Annotated in this window: 18 protein-coding genes; 5 read left to right on the top strand and 13 right to left on the bottom strand. The window is 61.6% G+C overall.

Features of this window, described 5'->3' with window-relative positions; all coding sequences use genetic code 11:
- Positions 1-3: 3 nt before the first annotated feature.
- The 5 genes from P3G66_RS00380 to P3G66_RS00360 are packed head-to-tail and all read right to left on the bottom strand — an operon-like array spanning position 4 to position 6,499.
- Positions 4-1,737: an ABC transporter ATP-binding protein gene (locus tag P3G66_RS00380; RefSeq protein WP_276116049.1), complete on the bottom strand. Its 1,734-nt coding sequence runs from the start codon at positions 1,735-1,737 to the stop codon at positions 4-6.
- A complete protein-coding gene (locus P3G66_RS00375) occupies positions 1,734-3,548 on the bottom strand; it encodes an ABC transporter ATP-binding protein (protein WP_276116048.1) in 1,815 nt (604 codons plus the stop codon). Before P3G66_RS00375 ends, P3G66_RS00380 begins: the two co-directional genes overlap by 4 nt.
- The gene (locus P3G66_RS00370; RefSeq protein ID WP_003940254.1) at positions 3,545-3,892 is read right to left on the bottom strand and encodes a plastocyanin/azurin family copper-binding protein; all 348 of its coding nucleotides are present in this window, start codon (positions 3,890-3,892) and stop codon (positions 3,545-3,547) included. The genes P3G66_RS00375 and P3G66_RS00370 overlap by 4 nt, the downstream gene beginning before the upstream one ends.
- Positions 3,893-3,902: 10 nt before the next feature.
- A complete protein-coding gene (locus P3G66_RS00365) occupies positions 3,903-5,480 on the bottom strand; it encodes a multicopper oxidase family protein (RefSeq protein WP_276116047.1) in 1,578 nt (525 codons plus the stop codon).
- Complete coding sequence (locus tag P3G66_RS00360; protein ID WP_276116046.1) at positions 5,477-6,499, bottom strand: ABC transporter substrate-binding protein; 1,023 nt, start codon at positions 6,497-6,499, stop codon at positions 5,477-5,479. The genes P3G66_RS00365 and P3G66_RS00360 overlap by 4 nt, the downstream gene beginning before the upstream one ends.
- 146 nt (positions 6,500-6,645) lie before the next feature.
- On the opposite strand from P3G66_RS00360, the gene P3G66_RS00355 reads away from it, so the two are divergent.
- Positions 6,646-7,377, top strand: coding sequence for a TetR family transcriptional regulator (locus P3G66_RS00355; RefSeq protein WP_276116045.1), 732 nt, complete (start codon positions 6,646-6,648; stop codon positions 7,375-7,377).
- A gap of 64 nt (positions 7,378-7,441) precedes the next feature.
- On the opposite strand, the gene P3G66_RS00350 is transcribed toward P3G66_RS00355, so the two are convergent.
- The gene (locus P3G66_RS00350) at positions 7,442-8,605 is read right to left on the bottom strand and encodes a lipase family protein (RefSeq protein WP_276116044.1); all 1,164 of its coding nucleotides are present in this window, start codon (positions 8,603-8,605) and stop codon (positions 7,442-7,444) included.
- A 174-nt stretch (positions 8,606-8,779) separates the two neighbouring features.
- Between P3G66_RS00350 and P3G66_RS00345 the strand changes: the two genes are divergently transcribed.
- Positions 8,780-9,220 (top strand): VOC family protein, encoded by a 441-nt coding sequence (locus P3G66_RS00345; RefSeq protein WP_007729713.1) that lies wholly within the window; start codon positions 8,780-8,782, stop codon positions 9,218-9,220.
- A gap of 21 nt (positions 9,221-9,241) precedes the next feature.
- On the opposite strand, the gene P3G66_RS00340 is transcribed toward P3G66_RS00345, so the two are convergent.
- The gene (locus P3G66_RS00340) at positions 9,242-9,841 is read right to left on the bottom strand and encodes a TetR/AcrR family transcriptional regulator (protein WP_276116043.1); all 600 of its coding nucleotides are present in this window, start codon (positions 9,839-9,841) and stop codon (positions 9,242-9,244) included.
- Positions 9,842-9,882: 41 nt separating this feature from the next.
- Positions 9,883-11,316: an FUSC family protein gene (locus P3G66_RS00335; RefSeq protein WP_276116042.1), complete on the bottom strand. Its 1,434-nt coding sequence runs from the start codon at positions 11,314-11,316 to the stop codon at positions 9,883-9,885.
- A gap of 58 nt (positions 11,317-11,374) precedes the next feature.
- On the opposite strand from P3G66_RS00335, the gene P3G66_RS00330 reads away from it, so the two are divergent.
- Complete coding sequence (locus P3G66_RS00330) at positions 11,375-11,890, top strand: MarR family transcriptional regulator (protein WP_003940222.1); 516 nt, start codon at positions 11,375-11,377, stop codon at positions 11,888-11,890.
- 1 nt (position 11,891) lies between these two features.
- On the opposite strand, the gene P3G66_RS00325 is transcribed toward P3G66_RS00330, so the two are convergent.
- On the bottom strand, positions 11,892-12,296 hold the full coding sequence (locus tag P3G66_RS00325) for a PaaI family thioesterase (RefSeq protein ID WP_003940256.1): 405 nt from the start codon (positions 12,294-12,296) through the stop codon (positions 11,892-11,894).
- Positions 12,297-12,416: 120 nt separating this feature from the next.
- Here P3G66_RS00325 and P3G66_RS00320 point away from each other — a divergent pair, with 120 nt between their 5' ends.
- Positions 12,417-12,857, top strand: a complete 441-nt coding sequence (locus P3G66_RS00320) for a helix-turn-helix domain-containing protein (protein ID WP_276116041.1) — start codon at positions 12,417-12,419, stop codon at positions 12,855-12,857.
- A 2-nt stretch (positions 12,858-12,859) separates the two neighbouring features.
- Here P3G66_RS00320 and P3G66_RS00315 read toward each other — a convergent pair whose 3' ends face one another.
- From P3G66_RS00315 to P3G66_RS00300, 4 genes are all read right to left on the bottom strand, one after another.
- Positions 12,860-13,315 (bottom strand): PPOX class F420-dependent oxidoreductase, encoded by a 456-nt coding sequence (locus P3G66_RS00315; protein WP_030536493.1) that lies wholly within the window; start codon positions 13,313-13,315, stop codon positions 12,860-12,862.
- Between the two features lie 33 nt (positions 13,316-13,348).
- Positions 13,349-13,858, bottom strand: coding sequence for a hypothetical protein (locus P3G66_RS00310; protein ID WP_030536492.1), 510 nt, complete (start codon positions 13,856-13,858; stop codon positions 13,349-13,351).
- A 70-nt stretch (positions 13,859-13,928) separates the two neighbouring features.
- On the bottom strand, positions 13,929-14,744 hold the full coding sequence (locus tag P3G66_RS00305; protein ID WP_276116040.1) for a DUF72 domain-containing protein: 816 nt from the start codon (positions 14,742-14,744) through the stop codon (positions 13,929-13,931).
- 44 nt (positions 14,745-14,788) lie between these two features.
- The gene (locus P3G66_RS00300; protein WP_003940600.1) at positions 14,789-14,971 is read right to left on the bottom strand and encodes a hypothetical protein; all 183 of its coding nucleotides are present in this window, start codon (positions 14,969-14,971) and stop codon (positions 14,789-14,791) included.
- Positions 14,972-15,052: 81 nt separating this feature from the next.
- Here P3G66_RS00300 and P3G66_RS00295 point away from each other — a divergent pair, with 81 nt between their 5' ends.
- A complete protein-coding gene (locus P3G66_RS00295) occupies positions 15,053-15,373 on the top strand; it encodes a GYD domain-containing protein (RefSeq protein WP_195790846.1) in 321 nt (106 codons plus the stop codon).
- Positions 15,374-15,384: the final 11 nt, after the last annotated feature.

Genomic DNA, 15,384 nt, shown 5'->3' with positions numbered 1-15,384 from the left:
TCTTCACCGCTTAGGCGCTCGGTCGATCCTCCATCCCTCCGCGCCACTGCGCTCGGCCCACAAATCCGAGTACTTCCCACCTCGCGCGATCAGGTCTTCGTGGGAGCCGACCTCCTCCACCCCACCGTCTTCGAGGTAGACGATGCGATCTGCTCCCTCAATAGTCGACAGGCAATGAGCGATGATCACCACCGTTCGACCACGGGCCAATCGGTGAATTGCCTCGGTGATGGCGACTTCGTTCTCTCCGTCGAGGGCGGAAGTCGCTTCGTCGAGAAGAACTATCGGAGTGTCCTTGAGGAATGCCCGCGCAATCGAGACCCGCTGACGTTCACCGCCGGACAGCAGTGATCCGCCTTCACCTACCCTGGTCTCCTCACCGCTCGGCAAACGGTCGATCACTTCGCCTAGCCTGGAGTCCACCACTGCTTGACGGACCTCCGACTCGGTGGCATCCGGACGCGCCAACCGAACGTTGTCCAGGATGGTTCCGTCGAACAGGTAAACCTGCTGTGAGACAGTCGATATCCGAGACATCAATGCTCTCGTTCCGATCTCGCGAACATCGGCTCCCCCGATGGTTACCGCACCTTCGTCTACGTCCCAGAATCTGGAGATCAGCCGAACCAGAGTTGTCTTTCCGGAACCGGAAGGACCGACCAGAGCAGTGACCGAGCAGTCCGGGAATTCGAGACTCACGTTACGAATCACGCGATCCGGGCCGTAGCCGAAGGAGACCGAATCGAACCGAATATCATACGACGTAGGCTCTTTCGGCACCTCAGGTTCCGCCAGCACCGGTACATCGATCATCTCTCGGACAGATCTGAGCGACACCCGGGCCAGTGAGATACCTTCACCGAATCCTGCGAGCATCTGCATCGGCTCCACGAACCTCACGGCCAACACGAGAACAACGATCACGCTTGCTGTGTCGATGGACCCGGTGGTGACCAGCAGTGCCGCCAGAACCAGGACGGTGAGAAAGGCAACCTGAACGACGATCATGAAGCGCAGCAGATACTTGTCGACCGATCCGATTTCCTGCAGGTGTGCGTCCCGGTTGGACACAAGAGCTTCGTCCAACCGAGTCCAGCCTTCGCCGCTCTTACCGGCCGAACGTAGAACTTGCTGCGCCTGTGCATATTCGACGACGCGCGATGCCAACTCGGATTCGCTCTTGCCGATCGCCTCGTATTCGGGAACAACCGCACGCTGCACGTTGCGGTAAGCCCGAATCCCCAGTGGAACGAAGACGACCATCGCGAGAGACAGTCGCCAGTCCACAAACAACACAGCGATCGCCACTGTCGCTGGAGTCACCGTGACGGTGACGAGTTGCGCGATGATCATTCCCGGGATGCTCATCAAGATAGCCGTGCCCTCGGTGACCAGGCGAGTGAACGCTCCACGGTTTGCCTTGCTGAACCACCCGAGCGGAACCTGCACCAAGTGCTCACCGAGGCGATGCATGATTCCACCGGCAAAACCCTCGATTCCGATGCGGTACGCCCGATTCTCGGCGATCCACCGTACGGCGCCACAGGCCACCGCCACGAGAGCAGCCGTGACAACCCACGGCACTGCGGCGTCGTAATCGCCGCGAACCACCGCTTTCAGGATCGGAATCATCAGTGCAAAGACGACACCCTCGAGTATCCCAGCGAGCGTGAAACCTGCTATCTGACCTCGCATCCCATTGCCGCGCCCGAGGATTTCGTCCAGGTCTCGAATCATTGCAGCGCCTTTCGCGGAGATATGTCTTCGACGAGGGGGTTCTGGAGCGCCCACATCCGCGCGTAGGTTCCGCCGAGCGCCGACAACTGTTCGTGCGTACCCTTTTCCACGATCCGTCCGGCGTCGAGAACGAGTATCTGATCTGCATATCGGACGGTGTGCAGTCGATGAGCGATCACCATCAGGGTGCCGCCGACCGCACTGATCTCACCCAGTGCGCGTTGAACGGCCGATTCACTGTGGGGATCGGCCTGCGAAGTCGCCTCGTCCAGGATGACGATCGGCGGGTTCTGAAGGATGGCGCGGGCGATCGTCAGGCGTTGCTTCTCCCCACCCGACAGCTCACCGCCCGAACCACCACCGATCTCGGTGTCGTACCCGTCCGGCAGTCGCATGATCACGTCGTGAATCTGCGCCCGCCTCGCCGCTGTCTCCACTTCCAGATCCGTTGCATCCGGTCGACCGAGCCGAATATTCTCGCGCACGCTGTCCCGCAGGAGCACAACATCTTGGAAGACGATGGCCATCGATCTCAAGACTTCGCGACTGGACTGATCTCGTAAATCGCTTCCGCCCAGTCGAATAGACCCGTCCGTGACGTCCCAGAACCGCGGAAGTAGACGCGCCAAAGTGGTCTTTCCGGAGCCGGAGGGGCCAACGATCGCGGTCACGGTGCCCGGTTGCATCTCGAAGGAGATATTCTCGAGGACGCGCTGCCCAGTGGTGTATTCGAAGCCGACGCTGTCGAATTCGACCAAAGTGCTGCGAGCAGGCACTGCATCCTGAGGTTCGGCCAGCTCTGGTTCGCCGAGGATGCTCTCGACGTGAGTCGCTCCCAGTTGGCCTTCGCGGTAGAGGTTGGCCATCGTTCCCATGTGCAGAACCGACGACGGAACACCGATTCCGACGACCAGAAAGGCAACAAGAGCTACCGGGGTAATCCAACCCCCGGACAACATTGCAGTTCCCGTCGCCGTGATGACCACGATGAGTACCGCCGGTGAGAGGAGGATCGACATCGCGACCACCGGCCTTCCCATCCCCGACATCCATCGCACGCACACCGCAACCATCGAATCGACAGCGCTCGAGTAGCGCGCGAATGCGCGACTCCCACTCCCGTACGTCTTGACAACCTCGATACCGTCGCCCAGTTCTACTGTCGCAGAGGTCAATGTCGACATTGCAAGATTCCAGGAGTCGACGTTCGTTCGATAGGCTCTGCGCATCGACGGCGCGGCGAGAGCGAGACACACTCCGATGTAGCCGACCAGGACCAGGCTGAACTTCCAGTCCATCGCCACCAGATAGATCAGGGCCACTATCGGCGACAGGATCGCGGGCACCACGTCGGCGGGAAGGTGAGCGACGAGAAGATGCATCCGCTTCACGTCGTCCGTCATCGCCTGCTTCACTTCACCGGTGCCACCATTTGCAAACCACCCCAGAGGAACTCGGGACAGATGCCGAGCGATACGCGAGCGAATCGAGTATTTGAAATGCGCGTCGGCGGTGTGGCACACGGTCAGCGCTGCGTTGTAGACGACAAAACCGAGAATTGTGCCCGCTGCACCGATTGCGGCCCACAGCCAGACCAGGTTCAACGACGAGTCGGTCAGGAGCACCCGCGCGATCTCGACCACCGCAACGTAGGGCAGGAATCGCAACGGCACCGACAGTGCCGACAGACCCGCCCCTAGGAGGAGTTGATTTCTCACCGGCGCGATCATCCTGCCCAAAGCGTCGCGGTCGACGAGTCCGGGCGAGTCTTCCGGGGCTGCGGACTCGTTCACTTTCATTGCCGCACTCACTCTTCGACGATGATCGTGCCGGTCATGTTCGGATGTGGTGTGCACGTGTAGGTGAACGTTCCGGCTTTGTCGAAGGTCTGACTGTAGGTTCCGCTTCCTTGGAGATCGCTCTTGATCCCCAACTCGGCGAACACGACATCGTGCGGCATTCCCTGGTCCTCGAAAATCCACGTGACGGTCTGTCCTGTGTGCACGGTGACGGAGTTCGGTGTGTACGCAAGGTTTTTCACCGAGATCTCGACCGGCGCTTGCTCGGTAGATCCCGTCGAATCGTTGCCGCACGACGTCAGTGTGAACACCGCTGCAACAGCGATCAATGTGGTCAATCCGGTGCGAACTGACATTCTGCTCTCCTCATCGAACGTAGTGGAGGTCGGCAGTCATCCCGGCCTCGAAGTGGTACGCGTTGTGACAGTGAAACATCCACCGTCCTGGATTGTCGGCGTCGAAGTCGATCGCCATTTGTGTACGCGGAAGTACGATCACAGTGTCTCGGCGAAGCCCGCCGTAGGCGGGAACCGAGAAGGTGTGCCCATGGGTGTGCATCGGGTGCCACATGTCGGTGTCGTTGTTCATGACGATTCGTATTCGCTCGCCCTGCTTCATTCTCAACCGACCTGCATCGGCGCCCGCCATTCCCCAGACGTATCGATCGCCGGCCTGAATGAGATCCACCGAATACGCACGATCCGGTGCCCTCTGCTCCAGCGCTCCTGACGGGCGAAGCTCCGATTCCAGAACGAGCCGACCGCCGGAACCTGACAGCACTGCAGGCGAAGTCAGGTCGACGACCGCTACCGAATCCGGCGTCCGAAGCAGGCACGCGACGCCACCTGACTTCCCTTCCACCTTCGCGGCGATGGGCCACGAGCCGGACTGCACCGTCACCAATACGTCGTATCGCTGCGCGGGTGCGATCAGAATCTCGTCTCCGGCTGTGTAGGCAACGTCCTGCCCGTCAGCACTGACAACGGTCATCTCGTGCCCGGCGACCGAGAAACGGTACGGAGTCTCCGCCCCGGCATTGATCACCCGCAATCGAAGCCGAGTTCCGGCCGTCGCGCTGACGACGAAGGGATCTTCCACAGGCCGTCCGTTGATCAGGTGCAGTGGATACGTGATGTGCGTTGCCATTCCACCGAGCGCCTCGGAATTACCGTGACCGCTGGCGAGACGTTCTGCGGCAGAATCAATCTCTGCATCATCGACTTCCGGTGGAGCTCCGCCGTGCCCGTGGTGTCCTCCCTGCACGTCCGGTGACAATGCGCGAAGCACTGCATCCGGGGTTGTTCCCAGCCCGTCGAGCCAGTCGTCGATCACGATGACGACGTCCTCGTCGGCTCCGGTCCGGTCGTTCGGGTCCTCGACCACGAGTGCACCGAATAGCCCTCGATCGGCCTGCAATCCTGAATGGGAGTGGTACCAATATGTTCCGTGATCCGGGGCCACGAAGTCGTAGGTGAACTCGGCACCTGGTTGGATTCGTTCCTGGGTGACCGGCGGGACGCCGTCCATGTCGTTGCGGATCGCAATGCCGTGCCAGTGCACCGAGGTCTCCGTCGGAAGGTCGTTCTGCAAAAGAACGTTGAGCCGGTCTCCCTTGGAGATTCGAAGCTCCGGGCCAACTGCTTCCGCACCGTACGACCATGTGTCGACCTCTCTGGCGCCCAGACTCACCCGAGCCGGTGCAGCTGTCAGATTCCGTTCGACTGTGCGCCCGCTATGAAATCTCGCCTGTTCGGCAGCACGAACTTCGTCGTCGAACGGTGAAATCTCAGAACTGGATTCGTTCGCCGAACCACGGCTGCACGCACTCAGTGCCACAGAACCCAAAGCCACAGAACCCAAAGCCGCAGAACCCACAGCCGCAGAGCCGAGCGTCACCGCTCCCCATCGCAGAGCCAGGCGCCGACTCAACGCACTCGAACTCATGCCGTCAGCGCCGTGAATTCCTGATAGCGCGTCGCGGCAACAGCTTCGGTTCCGGTGCCGGTCAGATTGCCGGCAGCCATGGCATCCATGTCCTCGATCATCCAGAAGGTGGCGAAGGGATGAGTGGCAAGCCACATGTCTCCGTTGACCTTGGCCACTCGGTTCTCCTGCACCGCTGAAAGACTCGAGAATCCGGGAACACCGGCAACCTTGCCGAACTCGTACACGCCCTCGTCGAACACGGCTATGATCCGAGCATCCTGCGCCGGGATCGCCTCGTCGGACAGGGGCGCATACGGCAGTCCTCCAGCCGCATTCGCTCGCTGGGGTTCCGGACGCCCGAAGCCGCTCTCCGCCAACAGCAACGACGGCGGCGCCTGCTCGGTGGTGGTGGCAAGGATTCCAGAACTGCTCATCAGCACCGACACGGTGTTCGCTTCACCACCGGACCGAGCAGAGACGTCAGCGATCTTGCCCTCCAAGGCGACGGTCAGCTTGTCGGCAACCGACTGACGATCAAAAGCGCGTCCGAAGAAGGCAAGATTCTCACGCCACGGAGTGGTGACGGCCGGGACCGGCACTGTGGGGACGGTCGATGCGAGGGAGTCGTAGTAGCTCCGATCGCCCATCGACGTGAAGATGACCAGTCCGGGATCCTGGGCGAGGACCTGCTCGATCGGGGGTGCACCGAGCGGCGGCACCGTGACCACCTCGGCACCCGCTGACGCCAAGATGTCCTGGCCGATCTCCGATCCCCACGACGTGAAGACCACATCAGGGGTGATGCCGACGGCAAGGAGACCGAGTGCGGCGTATTCGTCGAGGGAAACAATTCGCCCGAGGTCGCCTGGAACCGACGTCTCACCGAATTCATGGGACACAACACGCGTTCCCTCGGCAGGTTCCGTCGTCGGTCCCGCCTCACTCGAGCTACAGGCGGCCGCAGTCAGGGCGACGACACTGACCAGCAGCGAAGCACCCAGCCTCGATAGGTAACCGGGTCGCGTTTTCAACTTCATGGTGTCCTTCAGCTTCGAAAAATCGGGGGGTTCGCATAAATCCGAGCACTGCTCGGATTTGGCAAGTAAACCTCACCTAAGTTCATCCGTCAATCGCTTGCGTCGACTACGCACACCGATCCGACGCCGCTAAGCTCGGTCGGACCATGACTGCGCCATCACCTGACAAGAAGTCCGCCGCGAAATCAGAGCGCCGCCGGAGTTACAACACCGGGATCACTGCGGACGCAGTGGTGACCGTGGCGTTCGGGCTCAGTCGCGAGCACGGAGTCGAGGGCTGGTCGCTGCGGCAGCTGCTCGGCGAACTCGATACGTCGTTCTCCGTCGTCTATCGACTCGTCGGAGATCGGGACGCACTCTCGGCTGCGGTGGTCGACAGTGCGGTGTCAGCCGTGAACGTGCCATCCGCACAAGAAGATTGGCGTCGATGGCTGACACATCTGCTCTTGCAGATGCGAGAGGCATTGATCGAGTGTCCAGGCGCGGCGCAGTGGCTACTGATGAACGGAGTTGCCACCCAGCGCAGCCGGGAACTCATGGAGGCAGGATTGGCATCGCTGATCGACGCCGGGTTCGGGGAAGAAGCCGCTCAGGCTTACACCGTCGCCTTCACCTCGACAATCACACTGATCGCCATGAACGACGCCAGGCGCATTCCCAGCGGACAGCCTTCACCCGATCACAGCGCGATGCTGGAACGACTGAGTAACGACGGACCCTCAGATCCTCGTTCATCGATGGAGACACTGATCGGGAAGTTCGCCGGTCCACCGGATGCTGCGGAAGCAACACGGGCAGAACACTATCGCTACACACTCGACCGTGTCCTCGACGGCCTCGAGGCGCGGCTGTACGCAATCAAGGAGTCACAGAAATGACCGCGGGGTCGCTGTCGCACTTGTGCGACAGCGACCCCGCGGATGATCTGGATTCTCGGTATGCCTAGCGGAACAGGTTCGCGACGAACGGAATCGTGTCAGCCTGTGATTCGACCAAAGCGCCGCTGTGATCGGTGTTGTAGGTCTTGAACGTGACCGGTTCACCGTTGGCGACCAACGCTGCAACCAGCGAAAGTGCAGACGGTGCAGGGACATCCACGTCAAGCAGGCCCTGGCCGATGAAGATGGGGCGATCGTATCCACTGGTCGGTACACCCATGTAATCGTTCAGCAGACCCTGGAAGTTCGGGATCTGACTGAGCGGGCGGGAAAAGATGTCACCGAGGACCAGATCCTTGGAAGCCTCGTCCAGGTCTACGGCGCAGAGCTTTTCGGCCGAGTCGACCTTTTCCCTTCCCAAGTCGTTCAGGTAGGAATTCAAGTCGATCTCGGGGTGCGCTTCCCGCAAGCCCGCGAGGATGTAGAGCGCGTACGACGTCAATCCGCCGCCGAGGGCGATGGGAGGGAAGCCCGGACCGGCAGGCAGGAGGGTCAACTCGATGTTGGCCGGCACTCCGGTACCCACCCCGCCGCGATAGTCGAGAGAATCCCCACCGTATTCAGTGGCGTAGCGCGCCGTCGTGATGGCCGCTCCGCCGCCCTGCGACTGTCCGACCACTGCCCACCGATTCGAGATGGTGGGGTCGATCACCCGAGCAGACTTGACCGAGTCGACGACGCTGTGCGCCTCCACCTTTCCGTCGAGATACGGCATCAGCCCCGGTGTTCCCAGACCGACGTAGTCGGTGGCGACTACGGCGTAGCCCTCGGAGAGCCAACGCCCCAGGTAGGGGTAGTCGCGCTCGGGCAGGCCAGGACCGACCAGCGAAGGGGCACAGGAATCGTCGAGTCCCGTGGTGCCGTGCGCCCACGCAATGACGGGCCAACCACCTTCCGGTGCCGGACCGGCCGGGACGTAGTATGCGCCACTGCTCAGCGCAGGCCCGCCGTTGGAACCGATGGTCCAGTACGTGAATCGCTTGGCGTCGGCGGTACCCGGAATCCACAGATCTTTCGGTAGCGGCTCACTCGACACCACAGTGCCGGTGGCTTGCGACGCGCTCGGTGCCTGTGCGGACGCGATGGGCGCAGCAACGGCGGAGCCGATCGTTGCAGCACAGAGGGCTGCGATGGATATGCGGGCAAACGACTTCGACTGGAATTTCACGTCTGACGACTCCGGTTCGTGCGGTGGGCGACCTCGTTGGACGTTATCGTAGATTTTGTTTAACCGATCGGTCAAGCAAAATCTTGCAGCTTCGTGAAACGTATATGTCGAGATTCCGGCCCCAACTCCGACCTAGCATCGAACCGCACGAAAAAACAGTAGGAGGATGTGTCCATGGCACACGTACAGCGTTTCGACCACATCGGCATCACCGTCGCGGACCTCGAATCAGCGACGGCATTCTTCGTCGGTCTGGGTCTCGAGGTGGAGGGCACCGGATCCGTGGAGGGTGAGTTCGTGGAAACCGTCTGCGGTATCCCTGGAGCCAAGTGCGAAATCGCCATGCTGCGCCCGCCGGGCGAAGGATCACGGCTCGAGCTCTCGTCCTTCGTCACGCCCGAGCACGTACCCGGATCGCCTGCTCCGATGGCCAACGAGATCGGGATACGCAACGTGTCTTTCGAGGTGGGCGATCTCCAGGTTGCGGTCGACGCGGTGGCTGCGGACGGTTACGGACTCATCGGCGGGATCGGCGAGTACGAGAACAGCGTGCGCATGGCCTACGTCCGGGGGCCTGAAGGGATCATCGTGTCCCTGTTCGAGCAGATCGCCTGAAGCGTCACGGCATTCGGAGCGTCAGATCGCCTTCCAGGAGCTGGCCAGAGCGCCCATCGCAGCCGCGAATTCGGCGAACGCCGCGTCGATTCTGACGCGGTCACCGGTGGTCACCAGATCGAGCGTCAACCCGCGAATCTGCGCCAACACGATCGTCGCGTAGCGATCAGCGTGATCGGGTGGACATCCGTGCGCGAGCGCAGCTTCCGCCAAACCACCCAACCAGTCCCCCACCACATGGTCGAGAAACTCGCGATACCGCTCCGGATGCAACAACGCCTGTCCGTAGATCTCGAACATCAAGCGAAAGTTCGGCAACGATTCCGCTGATGTGCGCCCATTCCAGTAACTCGTCAACATCTCGACGATGTCGGTCCCGGAAGAGATGTCGAGAGAAGAACTGTCTCGCAGGGTGGCAACTACTTCAGTGAGCAGTTGTTCCTTCGAACCGAAATGATGGATGAGTGTCGCATGACTGATCCCCAGATCCTTGGCCAATGGCCGCATGGACAGTTCACCGACGCCGTTCGCCGTGACGTACGCGGTTACCTGCTCGAGCAATTCGGCACGGCGATGCTGGTAACGCAGTTTCCGGCCGTCGACCGGCGTGCTGTCCTCCACCTGCAGGAGCCTACGCAGTACCGGAAACACGGCAGAACCGGTTACACGGTGACGTGGTGGCGATCCGATCGACTGATCGTCACAGCGGCGACGACAACACCGATCACCACGCCGATGAGAGTGTCCGCGACGCGAGCCACTGCCGCTTCGGTCCCGATCGGAGCACTGAAACCGATGAGGAGCAGTGCCATCGGGGTGACGGCCAGTGATGTCAGTGCATAGTTCTTGATCACGAGCAGCTCAGCAGCAGTCTGCAGAATCACGACCACGGCAACCGCTTGCCAGTAGCCGAGCGTCAATGCGATGAGAGCAGCAGCGACGACGGCGCCACCGACATTTCCCACCAACCGCTGAATCCCACGCTGGACGGTCTGCTTGTAGTTCAGCCCCTGCATCGCGGCGATGGCACCCATCGACGCCCAGAGCGGATGCTCCAACCCGGCTCCCGCCGCGAGCCAACCGGCCAGAGCCGACGCTGCCACGATGCGGAGAGCATTCATCCGCACCGGGCGCGAATACAGCCGATTCAATCCTTCGAGAAAATAGCCTTCGGGCGCGGCCAGGTTCTTTGCCGGTGCGAGATCGTGTTCGATCATGCTGGAACGCTTGAGCTTCCGAAGCTCCTTCTCGTGCCGAGCAATGCTGCGAATCAGGGTGGCGTCGCCGTGCAACTGCCACTCCTGAACTGCCGCTTCTGCTTCGTCGAGCACCGCCACCAGTTCGCGTCCGTGATCGACGGTCGACTTGATCCGGCCACTCGACGCAATAACCAAGCGGGCGTTGGCAATCGATCCGAGCGCCGGTTCCACTCCGCCTGCTCCGGACTGTTCGAGACGCCCCACCGCAGAGACTGCACGGGCAACTGCCAGGCGGGCAGGTCCCATCGGCAGTACGAGCGCTGGGAGCATCGCGGCCGCCCAACCGACCAGAACTCCGAGCGCACCGGCAGTGACCAACCGCGCCAAATCATCAATGCTGGAGGCATATCCGGCTGCACCGGTCGCCGCGAAGACGAGGATGACGGGCCCTGGTCCGGTGATCCGGAAGCCCGACATGAAGCAGTACGACGCACCCGCAAGCAAAGAGAGGATGCCGATCTGCAACCACATCGGAACGCCCGCGACACCCATGGCGCCGCCGAAGGCAATCGAAACCACCAGTGCAGCACCCACCATTGCCAGCTTGCCGGCCAACCGTGGATACGGCTCGTACCTGCCGAACGCGGCGCACAGCGCGCCCAAGGCCGCGAAGCCGGCCAATTCCCGATGCCCGAGCAGTCCGCCGACCACGAGGACTACGGCGGTGGCGAGCCCGACCCTGATCGCGGGGGCGATGGTCGCGTCGGCAGATCCGACGCGAAAAGCCGCTCGCCACGTCGCCCCGGAGACGGTATGTGCAATGGCTTCACTCGAATGAGTGAGACGGCTGGGCGTCCTGGCTGCGGTTTCGGTTCGGCTCACCCAATCAGCATACATTTATTTCACTAGTAAATTACTTGTGAAGTAATGTGAATTCTGTCGCTAAGATAGGGACATGGGCGCGGCGAACAGATCCGAAGACGACTTCATCGACAAAGTCCGTCGCGAATGGAAGCGCGCCTACCCCGAGTTCGACACTGCTCCCGTCGAGGTGATGGGCCGGATCGCCCGCATCAACGCGCAGTCTCTTCACCAGCTCGACCGCGCGCTGGCGTCCAGCGGGGTCTCTCGCGCCGAATTCGACGTGATGAGTGCACTTGCTCGCAGTGACCGTCCCCTGCGGGCGAGCGAAGTCACCGCCGTCACGATGGTCAGCGGCGCCGCCACCACAAAACACGCAGACCGCCTGGCCAAGCTGGGCTTTGTCGAGCGTCAGCGCTTCGAACACGACGGACGAGTGGTTCTGCTTCAACTCACCGATGCCGGTCGCGCATTGGTCGAGGCAGAGTTTCCCCGACGCGTCGAGCGAGACCGTCAAGTACTCACCGGACTCGACGAGGACGAACGTGCCCAACTGACGGCACTGCTCAAACGCATCTCACTCAACATCGACTCGGGGATCTGGGACTGACCTACTTCGGCAGCGGTACGTTCTGCAATCGCACCTGACCGCGCGCCACCTCTTTGCCCGATTCCGGATCGGTGATGACCACCGACCACAACTGCTGAACCCGGCCCTGCTGTATCGGCACAGCCACGACGTCCACGCGCCCACCCGTGCGGGCGCGCAGGAAATCCGTTCCGTTGTGCACTCCGACGGCAAATTCGCCACGGTCCGCCACTGCGGTACTCGCCCCGATGCTCGCGGCCGACTCGACGGCGGTCGTGTAGACACCGCCGTGGACTACGCCCCACGGCGTGTGATGCTCCTCGGACAGATCGATGTGCCCGACAACCTTCGTGCCGGACACCTCGTCCAGTTGCAATCCGGCAGCGCTGACAAATCCGCTTGCTGCCTCGAGATTCAATTCCGTCATGTCGACCCCTCATCTGCTCGGTTGGATTTCTCGACTCACCTTCCGCCTCGAAATACGTGCCGTCAAGTGCTAAGTTGGATTTCCCAACTAACGTCTTCAACCAATAAGGACACCGACACGATGGCAGCAAAAGGACGTAACTGCTCCATCGCCAACGCCTTGGAGGTCGTCGGCGAGAAGTGGTCACTTCTGGTGCTCAGAGAAATCGTTCTCGGGCAACGACGGTTCGACGAGATCGCCGCGGGCACGGGAGCCAGCCGCGACATCCTCGCCGCGCGTCTGCGCACCCTTGTCGACGCCGACGTCCTCGCAAAGCGTCGGTACGAAGAACATCCGCCGCGCTACGAATACATCGCCACCGAATCAGGAAAGGCGCTCTACTCGATCCTGATGGCGCTCATGGAATGGGGGGACGCCTTTGCGACGACGGGTCCACCGCCAACCGTCGTCGAACACCGTTGCGGTGAGATCCTGCACGCCCAAGTTGTGTGCGCGCACTGCAAAGAGCCGCTGGCCGCCAAAGACGCGCATGTAGTCGAACTCTCGCCGCCTGCTCGATAGCGTCAGCGTCCGGGCGGAAACCCGCCTGTTGCGATCGGACCCCAGGAGTCGACGGTGACGCGGATCAGGCTCTTACCCTGCTTGCGCATGGCTTCGCGGTACTCGTCCCAGTCGGGATGATCACCGGCGATGGATCGGTAGTAGTCGACCAACGGTTCCACCGAGTCCGGGAGGTCGATCAACTCCGCGGTTCCGTTCACCTGGACGTACGGGCCGTTCCACTCGTCGGAGTGGATACACAGAGACACCGCCGGGGTGCGGCGGACATTCGCGGCCTTGGCCCGTTCCGGGTACGTGGAGATGACGATCCGACCCTCGTCGTCGACCCCGCACGTCACCGGAGAGATCTGCAACTCGCCGGATTTCTTCACCGTGACGAACGTGGCCCGATGGCGCGGCCTGACGAATTCGAGGAGCTCGGCAAACGACACACGATCTGCGCTGGCGATCTTGGACATGACCTCAGCCTAATTCGATTTACGAACTGACGCTCAGGGCATCTCGATGGTCTGAGCACGTGCGATTTCGCCGATTGCACGAATGATGTACGCGCTCTGAGCTTTCTTCACTCCGGTCGACAAACTCCCGATGACCAGAACCGCCGAACGCAGGTACGCGCCGTGCCCGATACGGAACGAATCGTCTTCCAGATCCGAGATCCCGAGTGCCCCGGTGTAGACCGCAGCGAGCGCCTGCACGTCCAGATCCGGCAGCCACACGATCGTGGACTTGGCGCAGGCGGTGAGCGCATCCTGCACGTCCTCGCTGGACAAGCCGTCCGGATGCGTGTCCTCGAGCAATTCGCGCACGATCGCCGCGTGAACCGAGCTGACCTGCTCGAAAGAGAGCCCGCGCAGTTCCTCGACAGCCACGAGTAGTCCGTCACGATTTGCCGCCCGCACCGCGGCGAGTGCGTCGGCCGTGGCATCGGCGATGTCACGGGCGACCTTCGGCCAATGCGTCGGCCAGCTCTGTTCTGGCGTCCGCTGTTCTGGCGTCATCGTGGTATCTCCTCGGTCCTCGTGTTCATGCGGAAGCCTTCCACATCCCACCGACAGGCCAGGCGATCCGTCAGCGCAGCCGCTCCAACAAGGACATTGCGTTGTGCGGCGCAAAGCCTTTCATGTCGTTGTCGAAGTAGACGTACACGTCGAGGCCCTCGTCCATCCAATCCCGAAAGCGCTTGGACCACTTGTCCAGAGCTTCGTCGGTGTACCCACTCGCATACAGTTCCTTGTCCCCGTGCATCCGCACATAGACAAAATCGGCAGTAGGAGTGGTGATGCGGGGATACCTGCCGGCTGTGTCTGCGACGACAAAACCGATGGAGTGCTCGCGCATCAGGTCCACGGCTTCGTCGGTCTCGAAGCTGGCGTGCCGCGCTTCCACCGCGTAGCGAATCGGCACGTCCCTCTCGGTCTGGGCGAACACTCGGTCTTCGGTGAGTTTGTCGTCGTGCTGTGCTGCCAGATCGGCTGCAGCCTGCGTGGTACGGGGAAGACCGTCGAAGAAGTCGGCCAATCGCTGCGATTCGAACTGCAGCGTCGGAGGTAGTTGCCACAGAATCGGCCCGAGCTTGGGGCCGAGGGCGAGCGTTCCGGCGGCAAAGAAGTTGGCGAGTCCGTCACGGGCGTCGAGCAGCCGTTTCATGTGTGTGATGTACCGGCCGCCCTTGATCGCGAACACAAAATCTTCGGGAGTTTCGCTGCGCCATTTGGTGTAGCTTTCCGGCTTCTGCAGCGCGTAGAACGAGCCGTTGATCTCAATCGACGTCAATCTCTCTGCGGCATAAGACAATTCTTTGTGGTGAGCAAGACCTTTCGGATAGAAATCTCCGCGCCACGCGGGATACGTCCACCCGGAGATACCTACCCGAATATCTGCCATCGATTCAGACTAAGCGGCACTCGAGCGTTTTGGCACTCCGTGTTTCAAACTCCGGCGCTGAGCGCGACGGATACCGGTACGACGGTCAGGCACACCACCGCACCGATGAACAACGCGATCACGAGGCGACGGTCCCACTTTCCGCGTGCACCACTGGCAGCGAGCATGAAGATCACAAAACCTACACACACGGACACGATAGTCACGATCACCGGAGTTCCAACCATGCCGTGATTGTCCCCTACCCATTGCCACCGAGCGCCCTACGGGTACACGATCGAAGTACCCATCCCGAGCTAGGAGTGGAAATGCCGAAATACCTCTGGCAAGTGACGTACTCACCCTCCGGCGCCGCCGGTCTACAGCAGGAGGGAGGCACTGCGCGGCGCGACGCGATAATGCGAATGGTCGAAAGCATCGGTGGCACTGTCGAATCCTGCCACTTCGCACTGGGCGGTCACGACATGTTCGTGATCGGCAACCTGCCGGACGACGTCGCGGCAGCCGCATTGAGCATTCGCACGGCTGCGGCAGGTGCAGCACGCTCGGAGTCGATCACACTGCTCACGCCGGAGCAGATCGACGAGGCAGTCAAGCGACCGACTGACTACCGCGCGCCGGGCAAATGACGACGGAAGGA

The sequence above is a fragment of the Rhodococcus sp. C3V genome (genome assembly GCF_029269915.1).
Lineage (GTDB): Bacteria > Actinomycetota > Actinomycetes > Mycobacteriales > Mycobacteriaceae > Rhodococcus_F > Rhodococcus_F qingshengii.
The sequence above is the reverse complement of the archived record's forward strand: the minus strand, read 5'-3'. Positions and strand labels throughout refer to the sequence as shown.